Annotated in this window: 18 protein-coding genes; 11 read left to right on the forward strand and 7 right to left on the reverse strand. The window is 73.9% G+C overall.

The window, feature by feature from the left end; all coding sequences use genetic code 11:
- Positions 1-2: 2 nt before the first annotated feature.
- Complete coding sequence (locus AB0E91_RS15680; RefSeq protein ID WP_361780938.1) at positions 3-326, forward strand: hypothetical protein; 324 nt, start codon at positions 3-5, stop codon at positions 324-326.
- Between the two features lie 77 nt (positions 327-403).
- On the opposite strand, the gene AB0E91_RS15685 is transcribed toward AB0E91_RS15680, so the two are convergent.
- Positions 404-3,544: a molecular chaperone Hsp90 gene (locus tag AB0E91_RS15685; RefSeq protein ID WP_361780941.1), complete on the reverse strand. Its 3,141-nt coding sequence runs from the start codon at positions 3,542-3,544 to the stop codon at positions 404-406.
- Positions 3,545-3,829: 285 nt separating this feature from the next.
- On the opposite strand from AB0E91_RS15685, the gene AB0E91_RS15690 reads away from it, so the two are divergent.
- Positions 3,830-4,258 carry an ATP-binding protein gene (locus AB0E91_RS15690; RefSeq protein ID WP_361781342.1) on the forward strand — a complete coding sequence of 143 codons (429 nt, stop codon included), beginning with the start codon at positions 3,830-3,832 and terminating at the stop codon, positions 4,256-4,258.
- 256 nt (positions 4,259-4,514) lie between these two features.
- Here AB0E91_RS15690 and AB0E91_RS15695 read toward each other — a convergent pair whose 3' ends face one another.
- Positions 4,515-5,441 (reverse strand): DUF3027 domain-containing protein, encoded by a 927-nt coding sequence (locus AB0E91_RS15695; RefSeq protein WP_361780944.1) that lies wholly within the window; start codon positions 5,439-5,441, stop codon positions 4,515-4,517.
- An 853-nt stretch (positions 5,442-6,294) separates the two neighbouring features.
- On the opposite strand from AB0E91_RS15695, the gene AB0E91_RS15700 reads away from it, so the two are divergent.
- From AB0E91_RS15700 to AB0E91_RS15715, 4 genes are all read left to right on the forward strand, one after another.
- Complete coding sequence (locus AB0E91_RS15700) at positions 6,295-7,698, forward strand: MFS transporter (protein ID WP_361780947.1); 1,404 nt, start codon at positions 6,295-6,297, stop codon at positions 7,696-7,698.
- Positions 7,699-7,840: 142 nt separating this feature from the next.
- Complete coding sequence (locus tag AB0E91_RS15705) at positions 7,841-8,320, forward strand: DUF2771 domain-containing protein (RefSeq protein ID WP_161179062.1); 480 nt, start codon at positions 7,841-7,843, stop codon at positions 8,318-8,320.
- Positions 8,321-8,334: 14 nt separating this feature from the next.
- Positions 8,335-9,048 carry a futalosine hydrolase gene (locus AB0E91_RS15710; protein ID WP_361780951.1) on the forward strand — a complete coding sequence of 238 codons (714 nt, stop codon included), beginning with the start codon at positions 8,335-8,337 and terminating at the stop codon, positions 9,046-9,048.
- On the forward strand, positions 9,038-9,919 hold the full coding sequence (locus AB0E91_RS15715; RefSeq protein ID WP_361780954.1) for a 1,4-dihydroxy-6-naphthoate synthase: 882 nt from the start codon (positions 9,038-9,040) through the stop codon (positions 9,917-9,919). The genes AB0E91_RS15710 and AB0E91_RS15715 overlap by 11 nt, the downstream gene beginning before the upstream one ends.
- Before the next feature lie 97 nt (positions 9,920-10,016).
- Here the strand turns inward: AB0E91_RS15715 and AB0E91_RS15720 are convergent, their stop codons facing one another.
- Entirely contained in the window at positions 10,017-10,400 is a 384-nt protein-coding gene (locus tag AB0E91_RS15720; RefSeq protein ID WP_018548331.1) for a cold shock domain-containing protein, read from the reverse strand.
- 163 nt (positions 10,401-10,563) lie between these two features.
- Between AB0E91_RS15720 and AB0E91_RS15725 the strand changes: the two genes are divergently transcribed.
- On the forward strand, positions 10,564-10,812 hold the full coding sequence (locus AB0E91_RS15725; protein ID WP_161179064.1) for a hypothetical protein: 249 nt from the start codon (positions 10,564-10,566) through the stop codon (positions 10,810-10,812).
- A 599-nt stretch (positions 10,813-11,411) separates the two neighbouring features.
- Here the strand turns inward: AB0E91_RS15725 and AB0E91_RS15730 are convergent.
- The gene (locus AB0E91_RS15730) at positions 11,412-12,047 is read right to left on the reverse strand and encodes a haloacid dehalogenase-like hydrolase (protein ID WP_361780959.1); all 636 of its coding nucleotides are present in this window, start codon (positions 12,045-12,047) and stop codon (positions 11,412-11,414) included.
- A gap of 191 nt (positions 12,048-12,238) precedes the next feature.
- On the reverse strand, positions 12,239-13,213 hold the full coding sequence (locus AB0E91_RS15735) for a hypothetical protein (RefSeq protein WP_361780962.1): 975 nt from the start codon (positions 13,211-13,213) through the stop codon (positions 12,239-12,241).
- Positions 13,214-13,350: 137 nt separating this feature from the next.
- Between AB0E91_RS15735 and AB0E91_RS15740 the strand changes: the two genes are divergently transcribed.
- Positions 13,351-15,990: a helicase C-terminal domain-containing protein gene (locus AB0E91_RS15740; RefSeq protein ID WP_361780965.1), complete on the forward strand. Its 2,640-nt coding sequence runs from the start codon at positions 13,351-13,353 to the stop codon at positions 15,988-15,990.
- 60 nt (positions 15,991-16,050) lie between these two features.
- Complete coding sequence (locus AB0E91_RS15745; RefSeq protein WP_361780968.1) at positions 16,051-17,703, forward strand: DNA repair helicase XPB; 1,653 nt, start codon at positions 16,051-16,053, stop codon at positions 17,701-17,703.
- Positions 17,704-17,728: 25 nt separating this feature from the next.
- On the opposite strand, the gene AB0E91_RS15750 is transcribed toward AB0E91_RS15745, so the two are convergent.
- A complete protein-coding gene (locus AB0E91_RS15750) occupies positions 17,729-17,926 on the reverse strand; it encodes a hypothetical protein (RefSeq protein ID WP_361780971.1) in 198 nt (65 codons plus the stop codon).
- A gap of 422 nt (positions 17,927-18,348) precedes the next feature.
- Between AB0E91_RS15750 and AB0E91_RS15755 the strand changes: the two genes are divergently transcribed.
- Positions 18,349-20,316 (forward strand): UvrD-helicase domain-containing protein, encoded by a 1,968-nt coding sequence (locus AB0E91_RS15755; protein WP_361781345.1) that lies wholly within the window; start codon positions 18,349-18,351, stop codon positions 20,314-20,316.
- Positions 20,317-20,779: 463 nt separating this feature from the next.
- Complete coding sequence (locus AB0E91_RS15760; RefSeq protein ID WP_361780974.1) at positions 20,780-21,346, forward strand: hypothetical protein; 567 nt, start codon at positions 20,780-20,782, stop codon at positions 21,344-21,346.
- 22 nt (positions 21,347-21,368) lie between these two features.
- Here AB0E91_RS15760 and AB0E91_RS15765 read toward each other — a convergent pair whose 3' ends face one another.
- Positions 21,369-22,100, reverse strand: coding sequence for a copper homeostasis protein CutC (locus tag AB0E91_RS15765; RefSeq protein WP_361780977.1), 732 nt, complete (start codon positions 22,098-22,100; stop codon positions 21,369-21,371).
- Positions 22,101-22,202: the final 102 nt, after the last annotated feature.

Here is a 22,202-nt window from a genome sequence, read left to right on the forward strand (position 1 = left end):
ACGTGACCGACAGAGAGCTGATCGAGAGCATCCGTGACCGGCCCGGGATGTACGGGCTGGACGGGACCTACCACCCGACGGCGATGCTCATCACGGGTGTGGACATCGGCAGGTCGGGGCGGCTGCTGGACGGGTTCCGCGAGTGGCTGCTCGCGCGCAAGGGTGAGGACAGCAGCTTCATGTGGCTGATCCTCGTCCTCGAGGACGCCTTCCCCGGCACGGGCATCCGGCACTGGAGACAGCTGTCGGACAGCCAGCAGTCGGTGGCGGTCGATCGCCTCTTCGCTCTGCTGACCGCCTTCCTGGCCGAGCGCGACGACGCGTAGCAAGAGAGCGGCCCCACCGGTGTGACACCGGTGGGGCCGTTCTCATGTCCCGAGTGCCCGCACAGGACGGGCGTCCCTCAGTCGAACCAGCGGTCCCGCGCCAGCTCCTCCGTCCGCGACGGGTCCTCCAGCAGCGCCGCCACCTCGAAGCGCCGGGGCCACTGGCCCGACGCCCAGGCGAGGCCGGCGGCGACGCCCTCCAGGGTGGCCGCGTGCAGGACGGCGTCGTCGGTGAGGCGCCAGTCGATCTCCACGCCGTCGACCACGAGTTCGTCGTGCTCGAGGTACCGAGCCGGGGTGCGCGACCCGAGCAGCACCCGCACCGATTCCGGTACGTCGTGCTCGGCGCCCTCGGAGTCGACCGCGCCCGTGACGGACTCGCTCAGGCGCCGTACCTGGAACAGCTCGGCCAGCTCCGCCGCGCGGGCGGGGCGGACCGGCAGGAGCGGTACGCCGGAGGTGAAGGGCAGCAGGTCGGGCGAGTCTACGACCACGGCGTCCCGGGCGTCCACGACGGTCACGCGGCCGTCGGTCACCGCGCGCACCTCGTCCGGGAGGGTCACCTGCTCCGGGTCGAGGTCGGCCAAGGCGCTGTAGAGGCCGTGCAGTTGGGCCGGGGTGACCGGGCGGTCGGGGTCGGCCAGGCGGTCGAGGAGTTCGGCGGCGCCGCCGGGTTCGTCCAGGAGGGCGGCGACCGAGGTGCGTACGCCGAGGGCGCGCAGGACCTGCTCGTCCTCGAAGCCGGTGGCGTCCGCCTCGTCGTACAGCCCGCGCAGCAGCGGGTCGCCGCCCGCCGCGAGCAGTCCGGCCGGACGGCGGCCGTCGAGCACCGGGTGCCCGCGCAGCCACCAGGCGGTGTACGGCCGTACGACCTCGTGGGTGCCGTCGGGCAGCAGGACGCGGACCGGCTGGGTGAGGGCGTCGCGCAGCGGCGGCTGGGCGAGCAGGGCGAGGGCCTCGGGCCAGTGGTCGTCGTCCACGAGGTCCAGGTCGCGCACGGCGGCGAGTTCGGTGGCGACGGGCGGTACGGGGCTGTCCGGGAAGCGGTCGAGGATGTCCTCGCACCACACGTCCACCGCGTCGAGAAGTCCGGCGTCGTCGGGCTCGGCGAAGTCGCCTTCGCGGGGCTCCAGTTCGTCCGGGTCGAGGACGACGTCGGTGGCGCGGACGAGGGCGAAGTCCGCCAGCACCCCGCAGGCGGTGAGCGGCTGTTCGCCCCACCGGTCCGCCAAATCCGCGTCCACGGAAGCGAGTTCGCCGTCACGGATGACGCGGGCGAACGGGCTGCCGGGCAGGACAAGTTCACCGGCCGGGGCGAGTTCGCCGTCCTCGTCGGGCAGGGCGAGCGCGCCGAGCCAGGGCTCGTCGCCGGGCTCCAGGCCCGCGTCGCGCACCAACGCCAGGACGGTGTCGGCCAGTTCCTCCGCGTCGGGCGCGTCCTCCTCCCACAGCGCACCGCCGTCGTCGTCCAGCGAGGCGGCCACGGCGGCCCGCACCTGCGGGGTGGTGAGCACGGCGCGCGGGGTCGCGGGCAGCGCGCCCAGCTTCTCCAGGAGCGGGTGGGCGGCGTCCGCGTGGGCGACCTTGAGACCGAGGCGGCCGAGCACGTCGGGATCGACGGCGGCGGTGTCCGGGGTGGGCAGCAGCACCTGGCGGGGGCCGATGGTGGTCCGGCCGGTCCCGGCGAGCGGCACCGGCAGCCCGGAGAGCCGGTCGGGGTCGATCCCGGCGAGGCTGTCGTAGAGCCGCCACCACCACTCGGGGTCCTTCTCCAGCCCGGCGAGCCGGTCGACGGCGTCCGCGAGCGGCAGCCGGGCGACACCGAGCGCGCGCAGTTCGGGGCGCCGCTCAAGTCCCGCGGGGAGCAGGGTGGGCAGCACCTCGGCGAGGACCCGTACCGTCCCGGCGCCCGCGCCCTCCACGATCTCGGCGTCCCTCGGGCGCAGCGCCTCGGGCAGGGCGTCGTCCTCTCCCGGCGCGAGCGCCGGGGGCAGGAACGCGGTGCGCGGCAGCCGGTCGAGCACGGCCTGCCGCAGCGCGCCGTCCAGCTCGCCCTTGCCGAGCGGGCCGGGCACGAGGTCGATGGCGCCCTCGGTCACCGGGCGCCAGGCGGCGAGGAGTTCGGCGTAGGCGTCGGCGGCGCGCTGGACCAGGAAGTCGGTGAGCGGGCCGGGGGCCGTGTGCCGACGGGTGGTGTCCAGCGGGAACGACGCGATGAGCAGGGCGGGGATGCCGAGGGGTTCGTCGCTGGGAGTGGGCGCGTGCAGCACGGGGCTGGTGCGGGGGCGGAACGGGCGGCCCTCGGCATCCTCGGGAACGGCCCAGGTCACCGACCAGTGCGGGCGCAGCCGTTCCTCGACGGGGCGGTCCGCGAGCAGGTCGGCGGTGAGGGGGCCGTGCGCGGTGGCGGTGCGCCAGCGGGTGCGGCCCTCGCGGGAGTCCTCCACGACGGTGACGGCGCCGTCGGTGCTCCGGCGCAGGGTGCGGGGCGTCTCCCCCTCGATCTCGACCACGACCTCCTCAAGACCCGGCAGGGCCAGCAGCAGGGCGTCGTCCACGGCGTCGAGCAGCCGCTCGGCCAGACCGGCGGCGGCCGCGTCGCGCAGCGGGAGGATCACGGCGGTGTCGTACGGGTCCGGGGCGGTGCCCTCGGCGGCGAACGGCAGGCGCAGCAGGGGTACGTGGCCGTCGCGGCGGCGCACCTCGTCGCCGAGCCCGGGGCTGTGCCGGGCGGTCTGACCGGCCAGTTCGCGGGCCTCGGCGAGGGACCAGCGGACGCCGCCGTGCCGTCCGACGATCGCGGGCTCGTCGGTGACGGACAGGACGGCGGAGAAGCCGACACCGAAGCGGCCGACCGCGCCGGCCGCCCCGTGCTCGTCGTCCCGGTCCCGCTTCGCGGAGGCGCGCAGGGTGGACAGCGACTCGACGCCGACCGCGTCGAGGGGGGCGCCGGTGTTGGCGGCGATCAGCACGTTGTCGCGGAGCGTGAGGCGGAGCCGGCCGGGGACCTGCGCGCGGGCGGCGGCGTCGGCGGCGTTCTGGGCCAGCTCGACCACGAGCCGGTCCCGGTAGCCGCCGAGTACGAGGTCCTCCTCGGCGTTGGCGTCCTCGCGGAACCGGGCGGGGCTGGTGGCCCAGGCGTCGAGGACACCGCGGCGGAGCCGGGCGGTACCGAAGGGGTCGGCGCCCTCGGCCGCCGGCCGCACGTACTTGCTCACGATCACACTCTCCTCATCGGCGTGAGGTCGAAGGTACAGCGAGGGCGGGGCCGACCGTTCGCGGCGTACGCGAGGGGGGTGCGCGGCGGGGGGACGCGGGGGTGCCGACGGATTCTCAGCGGGGGCCCTACGGGGGGGGGCCGCCGGTGTCCCCGGAGGCGGGCGGCCCGCCCCGACAGCCCGGACATCACCGGACAGGTCCCGGACAGTAACCGTACGTATCGATCGCGTGACTGTTCACCGTAGGTGGGCGGGGCCAGTCTGGGCGGCGTGATTGACGAAAACATGCCGTACATCCCGCATTTCCGCGTGACCCTGTCCTCCACGCCCCGCGGGGCGCGTCTCGCGCGGCTGCTGGCCACCGAGCAACTGCGCTCCTGGGGGCTGCCACCGGACCACGGCCCGCTCGTCGTCGCCGAACTCGCCAAGAACGCCGCGACCCACGGCCGCGCGCCGGACCGCTACTTCCGCCTCACGATGCTGATCTTCGGCGAGAACCTCCGGATCGAGCTGACCGACAGCCAGGGCGACGCCCTCCCCCGGCTCGGCGAGGGCTACGGCCTCCAGCTCGTCGACGCCCTGTCCGCCCGCTGGGGTACGACGGAGGCGCTCGGCCCCTGCAAGACGGTCTGGACGGAACTGACCCTCACGACCCTGCCGACCATCCCGCCCAGGCGGTTCCGGGTGATCGGCCCGCTGGACTTCCTGCGCTGAGGACGGGGCGCCTTCCGGCGGGGTGCCGCGTCGCCGCCATGGCGTGCCCGGGACGGGACCGCCCCGGCCGATGCCGGTCCGGACGGCCCTGCCGAGCCCGGTCCGGATGGTGCTGCCGAGCCGTCCGGGTGACGTGGCCTGCCCGGAGACGAGCCCCCTCGGCCCGTTCGAGCCGAGCCGGTACGGGCCCCGGACCCGGAACGCCGTACCCACCGGGCCCGGGCCGCCGAAGCCACCCGGCGAACCCCCGGAGGGGCTACGCGTGGCCCAGTTCCGCCGTCTCCGCGTCTCCCGCCTCCGGGAACGGGCCCGCGTCGGGGGCCGGGCGGAGCGGGAAGGGGTCGAGGCGGGTCTCGTCGACGACCGGTTCGGCGGGGCGGGGCGGGGTGGGCATGACGGCGGCCTCGGAGTGGGCGCCGCAGCCGTAGGCGAGGGAGACGACACGGCCGTCGGCCGGGGAGAACTCGTTGGCGCAGACGCCGAAGGCCTGGCCGAGGGAGCCGCCGATGGGGTTGAGGAAACCGCAGGTGGCGCAGGTCGCGGGGGCCGCCTGGGCCATCGCGGACTTGGGGCCGAACGCCTCTTCCCAGCGGTCGGCGGCCACATGCAGGCCGTAGCGGGAGAGCACGCGGGCGCGGCGCATCCCGAGCTCCTCGGCGACCGCCGTGATCGAGCCGCGCGCGGGCACCGTCGGCTGTTCCGCGGGGCTGCCGGGGGTGACGTCGGCGTCCTCCTCCTCGGCGAGTTCCGCGAGGCCCTTGGCGACGACGGAGTTCGGCGGGGGCTCCTCCTCGCCACTGAAGCCGGGCTCCAGGCGGAGGTCGCCCTCGTCGGTGGGGAGCAGGTCGCCGGGGCCGAGGTCGCCGGGGCGCAGCCGCTCGCTCCACGGCACCCATTCGGGGGCGAGGATGGCGTCGGGGCCGGGCAGCAGCACGACCTCGTCGAGGGTGACGAGCTTGGCGCGGGAGGCGCGGGCGACGGTGGCGGCCCAGCGCCAGCCCCGGTAGCCCAGTTCCTTGCACTCGAAGAAGTGGGTGACCACACGGTCACCCTCCGACGTCATCCCGATGTGTTCGCCGACCACGCCGGGCGCGGCCGCCTCCTCCGCTGCGGCGCGTGCGAGGTCGATCGCCTCGGCGCACAGGCGGTCGGGGGTGCGGCTTCGCGTGGTCGCTGCGCTCACAGGTATCGCTTCTCTCCTACGCCGTCTACGAGTGCGGATGCCCTCCGGCGGTGAAGCGGACGGAGCGGACCTGTGGGCCGCATCGACGTCCGCGTCCGATCACGCTCGGGCGCACCTCTGCCATCCATTCTGCGTTATGGCTGAGATACGCACGCTACCCCGTCGCCCGTGGTGGGGGACAGTCCGCTGCGGTTCGGCGGGTTTCCCGGCGCGTGCCTCCGGCGGGCCGACGACGGCGGGAACGGCCCCCCTCACCCGCCCGGACCGGGCCACCGCCGGGCGGAGAACCGGCCACGGCCCCCGTACGGAGCGCCCCCTGACGGTCGGCAGACCGGCGATCCCGCCACTCCCGGACGACCGGTCGAACCGACCGGACACACCGCCCCGGAGCGGCCCGGACAGCCAAAACTGCCACCCGGATCGGCCGTTTCCGGGCGGCCCGAACGGCCCGAACGGCCGGAAAAACGGGAAACCGCCCCGGTCCACAGCACCGGGCGGCCCGAAAGCCAGAGCTCCGGCCGATTCCACCGCCCGGGCCGATCCCGACGCCGGAAGCCGGACGAATCCGCCGCCGGATCCGCCGCCGGACAAACCCCGACGGCCGAACCGCCAACAACATCGATTGCCCCGAACAGACCCTGACGGCCGATAAGCCCGCCCGAACCCACCGCTCCGGGCGGACTCCGCAACCGGGCACCCCCGCACCCCCGAACCCTCCAGGTCACCCACCCCCGCCAACCCCACACCCCCCGCGGCGACCGGCGCACCGGGACACCGGCCCCCGGCGGAGCGATCCGTCCCCGATCAACTCGCTCGGCCGCAAAACGCACATGTCCCGTCTCCTCGGGGCAGTATGAAGCTCGTGGCAGCCACGGACAGGGGGAGCGGTGGTGGCAGCGGTTCGGGCCGCGTCGGCGGTGTCGTCCGCTCGGTGGGGCGTGCCCTGCATCTGCCGGTGACCGGGACGGCGCGCGGCATCCGGCGGGCCACGCACGCGCACGGCGCGGGCGAGTCCGGGCTCGGCAAGCTGATCGAGCTGCACGCGGTGAACGGCGCCGGAGACGTGATGATCACCGTCGCGCTCGCCTCGACCGTGTTCTTCTCGGTGCCGACCGACGAGGCCCGCGGGCGCGTCGCGCTCTATCTCGCCATCACCATGGCGCCCTTCACCGTCCTCGCCCCCGTCATCGGCCCCCTCCTGGACCGCCTCCCGCACGGCCGCCGAGCTGCCATGGCCGCGTCGATGCTGGCCCGCGCGCTGCTCGCGCTGGTCATCTCGGGCGCGGTGGCGACCGGCTCCCTGGAGCTGTATCCGGCCGCGCTCGGCGTCCTGGTCGCCTCCAAGGCGTACGGCGTGGTCCGCAGCGCGGTCGTACCCCGGCTGCTGCCACCCGCCTTCTCCCTGGTGAAGGCCAACTCCCGGGTCACCCTGGCCGGACTGCTCGCCACCGGTGTGGCCGCGCCCATTGGGGCGGGCCTGCAGATGGTGGGCGACCCCTGGCCCCTGTACGGCGCCTTCGTGATCTTCGTGGCGGGTACGGTCCTGTCGTTCTCCCTGCCGCACAAGGTGGACTCGGCCAAGGGCGAGGGCGTGGCGCTCCTCTCGGCCGACGCCACGAGCCTGCCCGGGCCGCGCGGCAAACAGCGCGCCCGGCGCCCGGGGCTGCGCTCGGTCGGTACGGCCGTCACCCACGCCCTCGGCGCCAACGCCGCCCTGCGCTGCCTGTCCGGCTTCCTGATCTTCTTCCTCGCCTTCCTGCTGCGCGAACACCCGCTGACCGGCGAGAGCGCGGCCGTCTCGCTCGGCATCGTGGGCGTGGCGGCGGGCGCGGGCAACGCACTGGGCACGGCGGTGGGGGCATGGCTGAAGTCCCGGGCGCCCGAGGTCATCATCGTGACCGTGGTCGCCGTGGCGCTCGGTACGGCGATCCTGGCCGCCGCCTTCTTCGGGGCCCTGCTGGTCGCCTGCCTCGCCGCCGTCGCCGGGTTCGCCCAGGCGCTGGCCAAGCTGTCCCTGGACGCCCTGATCCAGCGGGACGTGCCGGAGGCGGTGCGCACCTCGGCCTTCGCCCGCTCCGAGACCCTGCTCCAGGTGGCCTGGGTGCTCGGCGGCGCCATCGGCATCGTCCTGCCCCTGAACGGCACCCTCGGCCTCTCGATCGCCGCCCTGATCGTGGCCGTCGGGTGGGTGACGACGCTGCGCGGGCTGCTGGCGTCGGCACGGCACGGAGGACGGGCGCGGGCGCGCGTGGTGTGAGGGTCCAGGCGGCGGTGGGGGCGGGATCGGGGCCCTGCCAGGCACTCCGCGGGCCGTCCCGGTCGGCGCCGTCGTCGTAACGAACCGGGCACGCCGTACCCCACGTGGGGGTCACCGCCGGGGTGCCCGATAGCCTTCGGCCATGACCTCGCTGCAATCCCGCTCGCGACGCCGCCGCGCCGTCGCCGTCGCCGGTGCCGTTTCCGCCGGACTGCTCGTCCTGTCGGCCTGTGACAAGCCGACGCCCGTCGCGACGGTGACCGTCGGCGACAGCTCGGTCAACTCCGAGGCCGTCTGCTGGAACGACGGCAAGGCGCTCGACGCACAGTCCCTGGCGAAGTGCGCCAAGAAGGCCGGCGACATCAAGTCGATCGACGTGGACCAGGACAGCACGGTCCGCATCGGCGTCGACCCGAAGATCGCGGACGAGGGCTGGACCCTGCTGGTGAACGGCCGCCAGTTCACCGACGCCAGCAAGAAGACCTACCGCACCATCCCCAGCAGCGCGTTCTTCAACGCCCAGTACGGCACCCAGGGCAACACGAACACCGTGTCCGTCCAGATGGGCGAGACCGCCGCCAAGGGCCTGTGGAGCTTCAAGGTCAAGAAGTCCGACTCCTGACCCCGGTTCCCGCCATGAACGCCCGCGTGCTCGTAGTCACCGCCGTCCCCGCCGAACGGGACGCGGTGGCACGGGCGTTCGCGGGCACCGCCGGGGAACTCCGGCTGCCGGGCGTGTCCGTGTTCCGTACGGCCGCCGGGTGCGATCTGCTGGCCGCCGGGGTGGGCCCCGCGCTCGCCGCCGCCTCCACCGCCACCGCGCTCACCGCGGCCGCCCTCGCGGGCACGCCGTACCGGCTGGTCGTCTCGGCCGGGATCGGCGGCGGCTTCCAGCCGGAGGCCCCCGTCGGCTCACTGGTCGTCGCGGACGCGATCACCGTCGCCGACCTGGGCGCCGAGACCGCCGACGGCTTCCTGCCGGTCACCGAACTCGGCTTCGGCACCGTCAACCACGTGCCGCCGGAATCAGCCGTACGAGCGATCACCGAGGCCACCGGCGCGCGCCCCGGCACCGTCCTGACCGTCTCCACGGTCACCGGCACCGCCGAACGCGCCGCCGAGCTGCGCGCCCGTCATCCGCGCGCGCTGGCCGAGGGCATGGAAGGCTTCGGGGTGGCCGAGGCCGCCGCCGCGCACGGTGTGCCGGTGCTGGAGATCCGCGCGGTGTCCAACCCGGTCGGCCCGCGCGACCGCGCCGCCTGGCGCATCGGCGACGCGCTCGCCGCCCTCACCGAGGGCTTCGGGAAGATCGCGCCCGTCCTGGAGAGTTGGAACCCGCATGACCAGTGAATCCCCGACGACCGGGCCCCTGACGGCCGGCGAGCCGCTGCAGATCGCGTACTCGCCCTGCCCCAACGACACCTTCGTCTTCGACGCCCTCGCCCACGGCCGCGTCCCCGGCGCCCCCGCGCTGGACGTGACCTTCGCGGACATCGACATCACCAACGGCATGGCCGAGCGCGGCGAGTACGACGTGCTGAAGGTGTCGTACGCCGTCCTGCCGTACGTCCTCGACGAGTACGCCCTGCTGCCCTGCGGCGGCGCGCTGGGCCGGGGCTGCGGTCCGCTGGTGCTGACGCGGGAGGCCGGCGCCGACCTCACCGGGCGTACGGTCGCGGTGCCGAGCGAGCGCTCGACGGCGTACATGCTGTTCCGGCTCTGGGCCGCCGACACCCTGCCCGGTGGGGTCGGGGAGATCGTGGTCATGCCGTTCCACGAGATCATGCCCGCCGTGCGGGACGGCAAGGTGGACGCCGGACTCGTCATCCACGAGGCGCGGTTCACCTACCAGGACTACGGGCTGCACAAGCTCGCCGACATGGGCGAGCACTGGGAGCTGACCACGGGACTGCCGATCCCGCTCGGCGCGATCATCGCCAAGCGGTCGCTGGGCGCGGAGACCCTGCGGGGCCTCGCGGACGCCATCCGCGGTTCCGTCCGGGCCGCGTGGGACGACCCGGAGGTCTCCCGGCCGTACGTCATGGCGCACGCCCAGGAGATGGACCCGGCGGTGGCGGACCAGCACATCGGGCTCTACGTCAACGAGTTCACCGCCGACCTCGGTGAGGACGGGTACGCGGCGATCCGCGGCCTGCTGACCCGAGCGGCGGCCGAGGGACTCGTACCGCCGCTCGGGCCGGGGGCGCTGGCGTTTCCGTAGGACCTCGCTTCGCTGGGAGGCGGCTACGGGGTGGACGTCCGACGGGGTCGGGCGTCCGGGAGGGGGTTCCGGCGTCGAGGTGCCGGGGTCCTGGAGGTCAGACGTCGAGCTGGTCCGCGACCGCGCGCAGGAGGCCGGCGATGCGCTTGCCCGCAGTGCGCTCCGGGTAACGGCCGCCCTCCAGCTGCGGGGTGATCTTCTCGAGAAGGGTCGTCAGGTCCTGCACGATCGAGGCCAGCTCGTCCGGCTTCTTGCGCTGGGCGGCGGCGACGGACGGGGTGGGCTCCAGAACGGTCACGGAAAGCGCCTGGTCCCCGCGCTGACCGGCGACGACTCCGAACTCCACGCGCTGTCCCGGCTTGAGTGAATCGACTCCGGCGGGGAGAACCGAGGAATGCACGAAGACGTCACCGCCGTCGTCGCGGGAGAGAAAGCCGAAGCCCTTCTCACTGTTGAACCACTTGACCTTGCCGGTAGGCACGTCTGTCCTCGTCCTCGTACTCGTCGGAAAACTGCTCGGAAACTGCTCTGGATAGCAGTGGAGCGGGTCGACCCTGACCCGCCGACACCAAGGCTAATGGTCTGTGAGCGGCTGACAAGACGTCGCCCGGTTGTTCCCTCGCGGGGGGAACTACCCTGGTCCGGTGCGTGACAAAACCCAAACGAATTCCGCCGGGCCCGGTGACGGACTGATCCGCGCCGGAGTCATCGTGTTCTTCCTCGGCGCCCTGGCCACGCTGGTCACGGTGGCCCCCCTCTTTCTCGGCGCCAAACCCTTTCCGACCTACATGTTCGGCCTCAGCATGCTCATGGCGGTCGGTTTCCTGACGGCCGGCGCGGGGGTGCTGCGGTCGGTGTCGGCGGGGCGCAGGCAGGCGAGGGCGCTGCGCTAGGCCTTGGCCGGTGGGGGTGTTTTTGACTCCGGGTCGGGAGTGGGGGTGCTCGGGCCGGGGTGGGGTTCGGCGTGAGGTTCGGCGTGCCGTTTGGGCTGGGCCGGGTTGGGGTTCCGCGCGGTTTGAGCTGGGCTCGGGCGTGGGGTTTTGAGCTGGGCCGGAGTTGAGTTCGGCTCGGTTTTGAGCCGGGTTCGGGCGGGGGGTTTGAGGCGGGCTCCGGCGGAGTTCGAACCTGGCTGGGGATCGTTCAGGCATGGGAGTTCGGCTGCGGGATTGCTCGGGTGCGGGAGCGTTCAGGGCCGGGCTCAAGGACGGGATTTGGCGCGGGCACGGTGTCGCTCAAGCCGAAATCACCGCGGGGTGGCTCACGCCCGATACGCGGACCCTGGCGTGAACCCGGCAGTCACCGCTGGGCGCACAAGCTGGGCGCACAAACCGAGGAAGCCGGGCCCGGAAGCTCAGCGCCGAGAACGCTGCCAAGTCACTCACGTCTGGGGCGTAAGTCCGGCGATCATCGCAGGGTTGCTCAGGCCGGGGACGAAACCCCGGGGCTCGGTCATACCCGGCCCACGCACCGCACCCCGCCCGGAGGGGTCGGCTCAGCCGTGCCGCGACTCCAGGTGGGACTCCAGCCACGCGGGGAACGCGTGCAGGTCGAGGAGGACGATGTCCGCGCCCGCCGCTGTCAGTTCCTCGTGGTCGCAGGGGCCCGTGGTCAGGGCGACCGAGAGGGCGTCGGCGGCGTGGGCGCCGCGGACGTCACCGACGTGGTCGCCGACGTACACCCCCGCGCCGTACTCGCGGAGCGCCTCCGCCTTCTGTTCGGCCCACAGGTCACCGACCACCACGTCCGGCTCGATACCGAGGTGGGCGAGGTGGAGCTTGGCGTTCGGCTCGTACTTGGCGGTCACCACCATCGTCCGGCCCCCGGCCGCCCGCACCGCCTCGATCGCCTCGCGCGCCCCGGCCATGGCGGGCGTCGCGGCGACGGCGTACTCCGGATACATCTCCCGGTACAGATCCGCCACCTCCGGCACCCGCTCGGCCGGGAACCAGTTCGCCAGCTCCTCCGCCAGCGGCGGCCCGAGCCGCGTCACCGCGAGATCGGCGTCGACGTACACACCCGTCCGCTCGGACAGCGCGAGGTAACACGCCCGAATCCCCGGCCTCGAGTCGATGAGCGTCATGTCGAGATCGAAGCCGACGGTGAGGACGGGGACGGGGCGCGCAGTCATCGGGCCATTGTGCCGGGTGCCCTCCGGGCGGCCGCCACCTGGTCATCAGCCAGGACGCGGACACCCTGGGGCGGGCCCGTGCGGGGCCCCGGCGCCCAGCCCGCCCGGCGCCCACCCCGGACGAGCCGCCCCCGATTCCCGCCGCGCCGTATTCCGGCCTCGCCGTATCCCTCCGCGAACCGCCGGACGGCTCACCGCTGCCGCTGCGAGCGCCACAGCAGGAACACCGCCGACGCCACGGCCGCCCCCCGCACCACCCACGGCCACGTGTCCGTGATGGCGCCGGACATGTGGTCGGAGGGGAGGGGATCACCCCAGTGACCGGTGTTGCGCCCCCAGAGCCAGAGGATGCCCCCGGCTGCCGAGAGGGCGGGGATGATCATGACGGCCCATTTGGTCTCGGCGGGGGTGAGGCGGCGGGAGCCGTAGGCGATGAGCCAGCCGAGGAGGAGGACGAACCAGTTGCCGAGGACCGCCCCGGCCACCAGCGCGGCGGCCGCGAGCAGGAGGAGGGGGTTGGTCCAGCCAGTGGCAGGGCGGCGCGGGAGCAGGCGGAGGAAACGGGCGCGGGGGGCGGGCTCCGGTTCGACGGGGGGTTCCTCCGGGGGCGCCTCGGGCTCGCGCTCCGCCTCCTTCGGGGGCCGCTTGAGCAGCTCCGGGATCTCCACCCCGCCGACGAACCCCGGTACGGAGTCGGCCGCGGCCGCGCCGAAGGGGCTGTTGTCGACGCGCCACCAGTCCGGGCGGGTGACGGAGTCCCCGAGTTCGTCGGCCGACGCGAGGTGGGGCGGAGAGGGGGCCTGCGTCTCGGGGGCGGACGGTCGCGGAGAGGGGAACGTGCCGCGCAGGGACTTCAGCCCCTTGGGGCGTTTCGGCGGCTCCGGATCGGGGTCGCGCTGCGGCGGCACCGCCGTGGCCAGCCACGGCGGGACACTCCCGGCACCACCCGCCGACGCCACCACCTCGTCCGGGCTGCCGAGCCGGTCCAGGATGCGGCGGACGGCGGCGGGCGAGTCCACCGTCGTACTCGCCCGGTACCGGTCGATCTCGTTGCGCAGCTCGGACACCAGCCGCATCCGCGTCGCGGACGGCAACTGCCGCTGCTGCGCGACGTCTCCGACGCGGCTCAGATACTCGTAGACGACCTGGTCGCTCTCGATCCCCAACGGAACCCCTCCGGGGCAGCGGCGGTGAAACCCCGTGAGGAAGGTAGCGCAGAGTGGCGGTCACCGGGACGTACCGGCTCGGGCACGGTGTCGGGGGGCCGCAGCCGGGCGGGAGCGGAGCCGCTACCGTGGGTCAGATGAGCCCCGAGGCCCCCTCAACCCCCCGGTCCCTCGCGGAGGCACTCCGCGCGCGGGACGACGCCTCGCTGGCCGCGCTGCTGCGTGGCCGACCCGACCTCATCACCCCCGTGCCCAGCGACCTGACGCAGCTGGCCACCCGCGCCGGTACCCGCGCCTCGGTGCTGCGCGCCCTGGAACGGCTGGACCGGTTCGCCCTCCAGACCGCCCAGGCCCTGGCCGTCGCCCCGGACCCGGCGTCGTACGACACCCTGCTCGGGCTGCTGGCCGGGGACGGCGGGGACGCGGCCGTCGCCGACGCGCTGCCCCGTACCGTCGCCTCGCTGCGCGAGCAGGCGCTGGTCTGGGGCGACGACGACCGGCTGCGCCTGGTGCGCACCGCCCGCGAGCTGCTCGCCCCCTCCGCCCAGCACCCCTCCCCGACCGGGCTCGGCCCGACCGTGCGGGAGGCCACCTCGGGCATGTCGCCGGGGCGGATGCAGGAGATCGTCGCCACCGCAGGGCTCCGCTCCACCCATGACTCGGTGTCCGCCGTCACCGCCCTGACCGCCCTCTTCACCGACCGCGCGAAGATGGACGAGCTGCTCGACGGGGCCCCGGAAGCCGCCCGCGAGGTGCTGTCGCGGCTGATGTGGGGGCCGCCGTACGGCCAGGTCACCGCCGATCCGGCGCTCCATCTGCGCTGGCTGCTCGACCGGGGGCTGCTGCTGCCGACCACGCCCGGAACCGTCGTGCTGCCCCGCGAGGTCGCCCTGCATCTGCGCGGGGGCCGCGCGCACCGGGCGCCCGAACCGCTGCCGCCCGCCGTCGAACCGGCCGCCGCCCACAGCCCGCGGGTCGTCGACGCCACCGCCGCCGGACAGGCTTTCACCGCCCTCGCCACCGTCGAGGAGCTGCTGAAGTCCTGGCACCAGGGCGGCCCCGCCGTCCTGCGCGCGGGCGGCCTCAGCCAGCGCGACCTCAAGCGCACCGCCGTCGCCCTCGACCTGTCCGAACCCGTCGCCGCGTTCTGGGTCGAGCTGGCGTATGCCGCCGGTCTCCTCGCCTCCGACGGCCAGGCCGACGAGCGCTACGCCCCCACCCCCGCCTACGACACCTGGCTGGAGCTGCCCCCGGCCGAGCGCTGGGCCCACCTCGCCGGGACCTGGCTGACGGCCACCCGCACGTCGGGGCTGATCGGCGGCCGGGACGCCAAGGACCGCACGCTCTCCGCGCTCGGCCCGGGCCTCGACCGCTCGGCCGCGCCCGAAGTACGGCACCGGGTGCTGACCCTGCTCGCCGGGCTCCCGGAGGGCGGCGCGCCGTCCGCCGAGGCGGTGCTCGCCCGGCTGAGCTGGGAACGGCCCCTGCGCGGCCCGCAGCGCGACAGCACCGAGGACCTGCGCACCCGGCTCGCCCGCTGGACCCTCACGGAGTCCGAGGCCCTCGGCGTCACGGGCCGGGGCGCCCTCTCCGGCCAGGGCCGCGCGCTGCTGGGCTCGGAGGGGCGGGCACACGGGGTGGACACGGCGGACGCGGTGAGCGCTTCCGGCCACCCGGGCCCCGAGACCGGCTCCGGGCACCCCGGCTCCGGACATCCCGGCTCCGGCACGGCAGCCACGGCGACGGCCCCCGGTCCCGGCGCGAGTGGCACAGCCCCGGAACCGGACTCCGACACCGATCCCGGCCCCTTCGCCCCCCTCTCCCCCGCCGAACAGGCCGCCGCCACCTCGGCCGCCGCCCGGCTGCTCGCTCCGCTCCTTCCCGAACCCCTCGACCACGTGCTGCTCCAGGCCGACCTGACGGCGGTGGCGCCCGGCCCGCTGCGACGGCCCCTCGCGGACGTGCTCGGGGTGCTCGCGGACGTGGAGTCCAAGGGCGGCGCGACCGTGTACCGCTTCACCCCCGGCTCGGTGCGCCGGGCCCTTGACGCCGGGCAGACCGCCGTCGGCCTGCACGCCTTCCTCGCCGAGCACTCCCGCACCCCCGTTCCGCAACCGCTCGCCTATCTGATCGACGACGTGGCCCGCCGCCACGGCCACCTCCGGGTCGGCGCCGCCTCGTCCTACGTCCGCTGCGACGACGACGCCGTGCTGAACGAGATCCTGGCCGACAAGCGCGCCGCCGCCCTGCGCCTGCGCCGCCTCGCCCCAACCGTGCTGGCCGCCCCGTGCGATCCCGGCACCCTCCTGGAGGGGCTGCGCTCGATGGGCTACGCCCCCGCCGCCGAGTCCGCCGACGGCGATGTGCTGATCGCCCGCGCCGATGCCCACCGCACCCCGCCGCGCACCGCGCCCGACCCGGTGCCGGACGGCCCGCCACCGCCGGACGCCACGCTGCTGACGGCGGCGATCCGCGCGATCCGCGCGGGCGACCTGGCCGCGACCGCCCCGCGCAAGAGCACCGGCACCGAACTCGCCGGCGGCGAGCTGCCCCGCACCACCCAGGCCGACACCCTGGCCACCCTGCAGGCCGCCGTCCTCACCGGCGACACCGTGTGGATCGGCTACGTCAACGCCGAGGGCGCCGCCAGCCAGCGCGTCGTCGCCCCGGTCCGTGTCGAGGGCGGCTTCGTGACCGCGTACGACCACACGGCCGACGAGGTCCGCACCTATCCCCTGCACCGGATCACGGGAGTGGCCGAGCTGGCGGAGGACTGACCCGCTTCCTTCACGCATCGGGCACACTGGAGGTTTGGCCGTGCGGAAGGAAGTCATCAGGTGAACGGTCCGCTGATCGTCCAGTCCGACAAAACTCTGCTCCTCGAGGTCGACCACGAGCGGGCCGACGAATGCCGTCGCTCCATCGCGCCCTTCGCCGAGCTGGAGCGGGCGCCCGAGCACATCCACACCTACCGGGTGACCCCGCTCGGCCTGTGGAACGCGCGGGCCGCCGGGCACGACGCCGAACAGGTCGTGGACGCGCTGGTGCAGTACAGCCGGTATCCGGTGCCGCACGCCCTGCTGGTGGACATCGCCGAGACGATGGACCGGTACGGCAGGCTCACCCTCACCAAGCACCCCGCGCACGGGCTCGTGCTCTCCACCACCGACCGGCCGGTCCTGGAGGAGGTGCTGAAGTCCAAGCGGATCGCCCCGCTGGTCGGCGCCCGCATCGACCCGGACACGGTCGCCGTGCACCCCTCCGAGCGCGGCCAGATCAAGCAGACCCTGCTCAAGCTGGGCTGGCCGGCCGAGGACCTCGCCGGGTACGTGGACGGCGAGGCGCACCCCATCGACCTGGACGAGGACGGCTGGGCGCTCCGGCCGTACCAGAAGCAGGCCGTGGAGAACTTCTGGCACGGCGGCAGCGGTGTCGTCGTGCTGCCCTGCGGTGCCGGAAAGACGCTGGTCGGCGCCGGGGCCATGGCACAGGCGAAGTCGACCACCCTGATCCTCGTCACCAACACCGTCTCCGCCCGCCAGTGGAAGCACGAGCTGGTGCGGCGGACCTCGCTCACCGAGGACGAGATCGGTGAGTACAGCGGGACGAAGAAGGAGATCCGGCCGGTCACCATCGCCACCTACCAGGTGCTGACGACCAAGCGGAAGGGCGTCTACCCCCACCTCGAACTCTTCGACTCCCGCGACTGGGGACTGATCCTCTACGACGAGGTCCATCTGCTTCCCGCTCCCGTCTTCAAGTTCACCGCCGACCTCCAGGCGCGCCGACGGCTCGGGCTGACCGCTACGCTGGTCCGTGAGGACGGCCGCGAGTCGGACGTGTTCTCCCTGATCGGGCCCAAGCGGTTCGATGCGCCCTGGAAGGAGATCGAGGCGCAGGGCTACATCGCGCCCGCCGACTGCGTCGAGGTCCGCGTCAACCTCACGGACTCCGAGCGGCTGGCCTACGCCACCGCCGAGACCGAGGAGAAGTACCGCTTCTGTGCGACCACCGCGACCAAGCGGAAGGTCACCGAGGCGATCGTGCGCAAGTTCGCCGGGCAGCAGATCCTGGTGATCGGGCAGTACATCGACCAGCTGGACGAGCTGGGCGAGCATCTGAACGCGCCCGTGATCAAGGGCGAGACCTCGAACGCCCAGCGCGAGAAGCTCTTCGACGCCTTCCGCGAGGGCGAGATCAGCGTGCTCGTGGTCTCCAAGGTCGCCAACTTCTCCATCGACCTGCCCGAGGCCACCGTCGCCATTCAGGTGTCCGGCACCTTCGGCTCGCGCCAGGAGGAGGCCCAGCGGCTCGGCCGGGTGCTGCGGCCCAAGGCGGACGGGCACCGGGCGCACTTCTACTCGGTCGTCGCCCGCGACACCATCGACCAGGACTTCGCGGCCCACCGCCAGCGGTTCCTCGCCGAGCAGGGGTACGCCTACCGGATCGCGGACGCCGACGACATCCTCGCGGAGGCGGCCGAGGGGTAGGCCGAGGGGTAAGAGGGGCAGGGCGTCATCCGCGACGGACGACGCCCGCCTCCTCGCCGTACTCCCCGAGTATCACCACGCCGAAGGCGGCCTGCGCGTAGACCTTGATCGCGCGCAGGGCGTCGCCGAGCAGGTGCCGGTGGGACGACCCGGCGAGGGCCGTGGCGCCGTTCGGCGGCCGGGCCTGAAGCGGATGGACGGGATGGATGGCTGCTGCGCTCATGTCTCCATGGTGAGACTTCGGCCATCGGAGTGGTATCGGCTCACGGGTGGGTCTTCAAGGGCCTTCCTCTGGACCCACGGGTGGAGATCCACCCCTCCACCCCGGGGCTCGACCCCCTAAGGGACACAGCCCCCGACCAGCCGAATATCCATTGGCCCCCGCCCCACCACCCCCTCTACAATCTCCGCTCTTGCCCGCCTCCACCTCGGAGTGCCGCCGTCCGGACGGCAACCGGACGGCACCGTCACAGCCACGCAGCAGGCCCACCCGGAGGCACACCCTTGTCCGCGACCGCCCACGACCCGCTGGCCGACCACGACGCGCGCGAAGACCACGGCACGCCCGGCGACCACCACCCGTCCGCCAACCCCCTGAACCGCGAGCGCGCCCACCTCACCGCGTCCCGTACCGCCCTGCGCGCCATGCGCGAGGACGCCGAGTCGCTGAACATCAAGGACGTCACCGCGAACTGGGTCAACGCCGCGGTGCTCGCCCGCCAGATCGAGGACCGGATCAAGGCGCTGGCCGACCTCAGCGACACGCCGCTGTTCTTCGGGCGGCTGGACTATCTGCACGCGCCGGGTGTGGACCAGGCGGAGGGCGCGGAGGGCGAGCAGTTCTACATCGGGCGACGGCATGTGCACGACGCCGACGGCGACCCCATGGTCATCGACTGGCGCGCCCCGGTCTCGCAGCCGTTCTACCGCGCGTCCAGGAAGGACCCGATGGACATCGCGCTGCGCCGCCGCTTCGGCTACACGGGCGGGGACCTCACCGCGTACGAGGACGAGCATCTGTCGGACCCGGCGGAGGCGGCGGCCACGAGCAAGCTGCTCCAGCAGGAGATCGAGCGGCCGCGTGTCGGCCCCATGCGGGACATCGTCGCGACCATCCAGCCCGAGCAGGACGAGATCGTCCGCAGCGGGCTCGGCGGCACCGTCTGTGTGCAGGGCGGACCCGGCACCGGCAAGACCGCCGTCGGCCTGCACCGCGTGGCCTACCTGCTCTACGCCCACCGGGAACGCCTGGCCCGCACCGGCACGCTGGTCATCGGGCCGAACCGGTCCTTCCTCCACTACATCGAGCAAGTGCTGCCCGCGCTGGGTGAGTTGACCGTGCAGCAGGCCACCGTGGACGACCTGGTCGCGCAGGTGGAGGTGCGCGGTACGGACGACTCGCGCGCGGCCGTGATCAAGGGCGACGCCCGGCTGGCCGAGGTGCTGCGCCGGGCGCTGTACTCCCACGTGTCGATGCCCACCGAGCAGGTGCTCGTCGTACGCGGCTCGCGGCGCTGGCGGGTCGCGGCGTACGAACTGGAGGAGATCGTCCGGGAGTTGCTGGCGCGGGACATCCGCTACGGCGCCGCGCGCGAGGCGCTGCCGCAGCGGATCGCGCACGCGGTGCTGGTGCAGATGGAGCGGTCCGGTGAGGCCCCGGACGATCGGGTGCAGGACTCGGTCGCGCGCAACAGCGCGGTCAAGGCGGCCGTCAAGTCGGTCTGGCCTCAGGTCGATCCGGCGAAGCTGGTGCTGCGGCTGCTGACCGACGAGGCGTTCCTCGCCGAGCACGCGGCGGGCGTCCTGGACGAGGACGAGCAGAAGGCGATCCACTGGGCGAAGCCGGTGCGCAGCGTGAAGTCCGCCAAGTGGTCTGCCGCCGATGCCGTGTTGGTGGACGAGGCGGCCGATCTGATCCAGCGCACGCCCTCGCTCGGCCATGTCGTGGTGGACGAGGCGCAGGACCTGTCCCCCATGCAGTACCGGGCCGTCGGCCGCCGTTGCACCACCGGTTCCGCGACCGTCCTCGGCGACCTGGCGCAGGGCACCACCCCGTGGGCGACGCGGAGTTGGGCGGAGGCGCTGGGTCATCTCGGCAAGGCGGACGGGGTGATCGAGGAGCTGACGGCCGGTTTCCGTGTGCCGACGGACGTGATCACGTACGCCTCCCGGTTGTTGCCGCACATCGCGCCCGGTCTCACACCGGTCGCCTCGGTGCGTGAGAACCCGGGCTTCTTCGAGGTGCGTCCGGCCGAGGGTGCGGACGAAGTGGTCGCGGCCTGCGAGGAGTTGCTGCGCAACGAGGGCTCGACCGGTCTCATCGCGGCCGACGCCCGCATCCCCGCGCTCGCGGAGGCGCTGACGGCGGCCGGGATCGGCTTCCTCGCGCCGGGCGAGGAGACCACCCGCGAGACGCGGCTGACCCTCGTACCGGCCTCGCTGGCCAAGGGACTCGAGTACGACTACGTCGTCCTGGACGAGCCGCAGGCCGTGGTGGACGGCGAGCCGGACGAACGCACCGGGCTGCGGCGGCTCTACGTCGCCCTGACCCGTGCGGTGTCGGGCCTGATCGTCACGCACACGGCCGCGCTGCCCGCGCAACTGGCTGGATAGGGTTGCCGAGCCTGTCGCGTCACGCCGTCTCTTTGCAGAAGGGCCCCCGTTGAGCTCGCCGCCTCCCGCCTCCCCCGCTCCGCAGCCGTATCCGCACGGGCCGGGAGGTGCGCCGGCCGGGGGTACGCCCGGCCCCTACGGGTATCCGGGGGTGCCGGGGCCGTACGCACAGGCGCCGGGGACGGCGGGTCCGTACGGGCAGGCGCCGGGGCCGTATCAGCCGCAACCGGGACAGCCGTACCCGCATCAGCCGAGGCAGCCGTACCCGCAGACCCCCGACCCGTACGCGCACGTGGCCGCCCCGCCCCCGTACCCGCAGCCCCAGCCCCCGGGTCCGTATCAGGGTGTCCCCGGACAGGCCGCGTACCCGGCGCCGCCCTCCCCCTGCGGGGCGGGTCAGGGTGTCTGTCAGGTGTGCGGGGCCGCGCCTGCCGCGCAGGTGACCGTCCGGGGTCATCAGGGCATGGTCGTGATCATGCGGTCGCTGCGGCGGCAGGGGGTGCTCTGCCGTCCGTGCGCGCTGGCCACGTTCCGGGACATGCAGGCGAACACGCTGGTGGCGGGGTGGTGGGGGCCGCTGTCGGCCGTCATCACGCCGTTCGTGCTGCTGATCAACCTCGGCGCGCTGTCCCGCATCAAGAAGCTGCCGGAGCCGGTCGCGTACGGCCCGCGTCCCCCGCTGGACCCGGGGCGCCCGGTGTTCCGGCGACCGCAGGGCATGCTGGCGCTGATCCCGCTCGGCCTGCTGTCCCTGCTGCTCCTCGCCGTACCGCTGCTGCTGATCGTCGGCGCGGTGTCGGACTCGGGCAGGCCGCAGCCGCTGACGGCCGGTTCCTGTGTCCACAACGACGGCACGGTCACCGACCAGGACCTCAGCGCGGTGCCCTGCGACTCCTCCGCCGCGCAGTACCGCGTGCTCTACCAGTCGGACGACGAGTGCGGCCCCGGGGACTATCTGGCGGACCCGGGGTACAGCGCGGACGGCGTGACGGTGCTGTGTCTCCGGCCACTGGACGCGGCGGACAAGTAGCCGAAGTCAGCGAACCGACAGGTCAGTTGCCTGCCCGGCTCGCAGCCGGGCCGATCTGCGCCGTCTCCCCGTCCAGCTCGGCCCGCCACCGGGCCACCGCCTCCGCCGAGACCGGACCCTGCCAGCCCTCGGGGCGCGCCGCGCCGCCGATGTGGAAGGCGTCGACGCCGGCGGCGCGCAGGCGGGGGACGTGGTCGAGGCGGAGGCCGCCGCCGACCATGATGCGGGGCTCGTAGCCGGGGCGGCCGGTGTGCGCGGCCTCCGCGATCAGCGTGTCGAGGCCGTCGTCGACCCCTCCGGGGGCGCCTGCCGTGAGGTAGGTGTCGAGTCCGGGCAACCCCGACAGGGTCTTGCGCAGGGCGTCCCGGTCGGCGGCGCGGTCGATGGCGCGGTGGAAGGTCCAGGGGCTGCCGTCGAGCGCGCCGACGACGCGTTCCACGGCGGCCAGGTCCACGTCCCCCACGGGATCGAGGAAGCCGAGCACGAACTGGTCGGCGCCCGCCTCCCGCAGCTCACCGGCGACCCCGACCAGCCGCTCCACGTCACCGGCCGCGAAGCCGTCCGACAGTCGCAGCATCACGCGCAGGTCGATCGCGACGGCGTCCCGGATCGCGGCGACGACGGCGGGCGCCGGGGTGAGCCCGTCGGCCGCCATCTCCGTGACCAGCTCCAGCCGGTCCGCGCCTCCGGCCTGAGCGGCCACCGCGTCCTCGACGTCGAGGGCGATCACCTCCAGGACTGCACGCTCACTCATGCGACACCTTCCGTCGACGGCCCCCGAGCCGGGCACAGGTCTAGTCCAATCTCAGGGTACGTCGGAAGGACACCTCGCTGTAACCACGCCGGTCCCGGGGGT

It is taken from the genome of Streptomyces sp. NPDC026659 (assembly GCF_040638245.1).
In the GTDB taxonomy this organism is placed as follows: Bacteria; Actinomycetota; Actinomycetes; order Streptomycetales; family Streptomycetaceae; genus Streptomyces.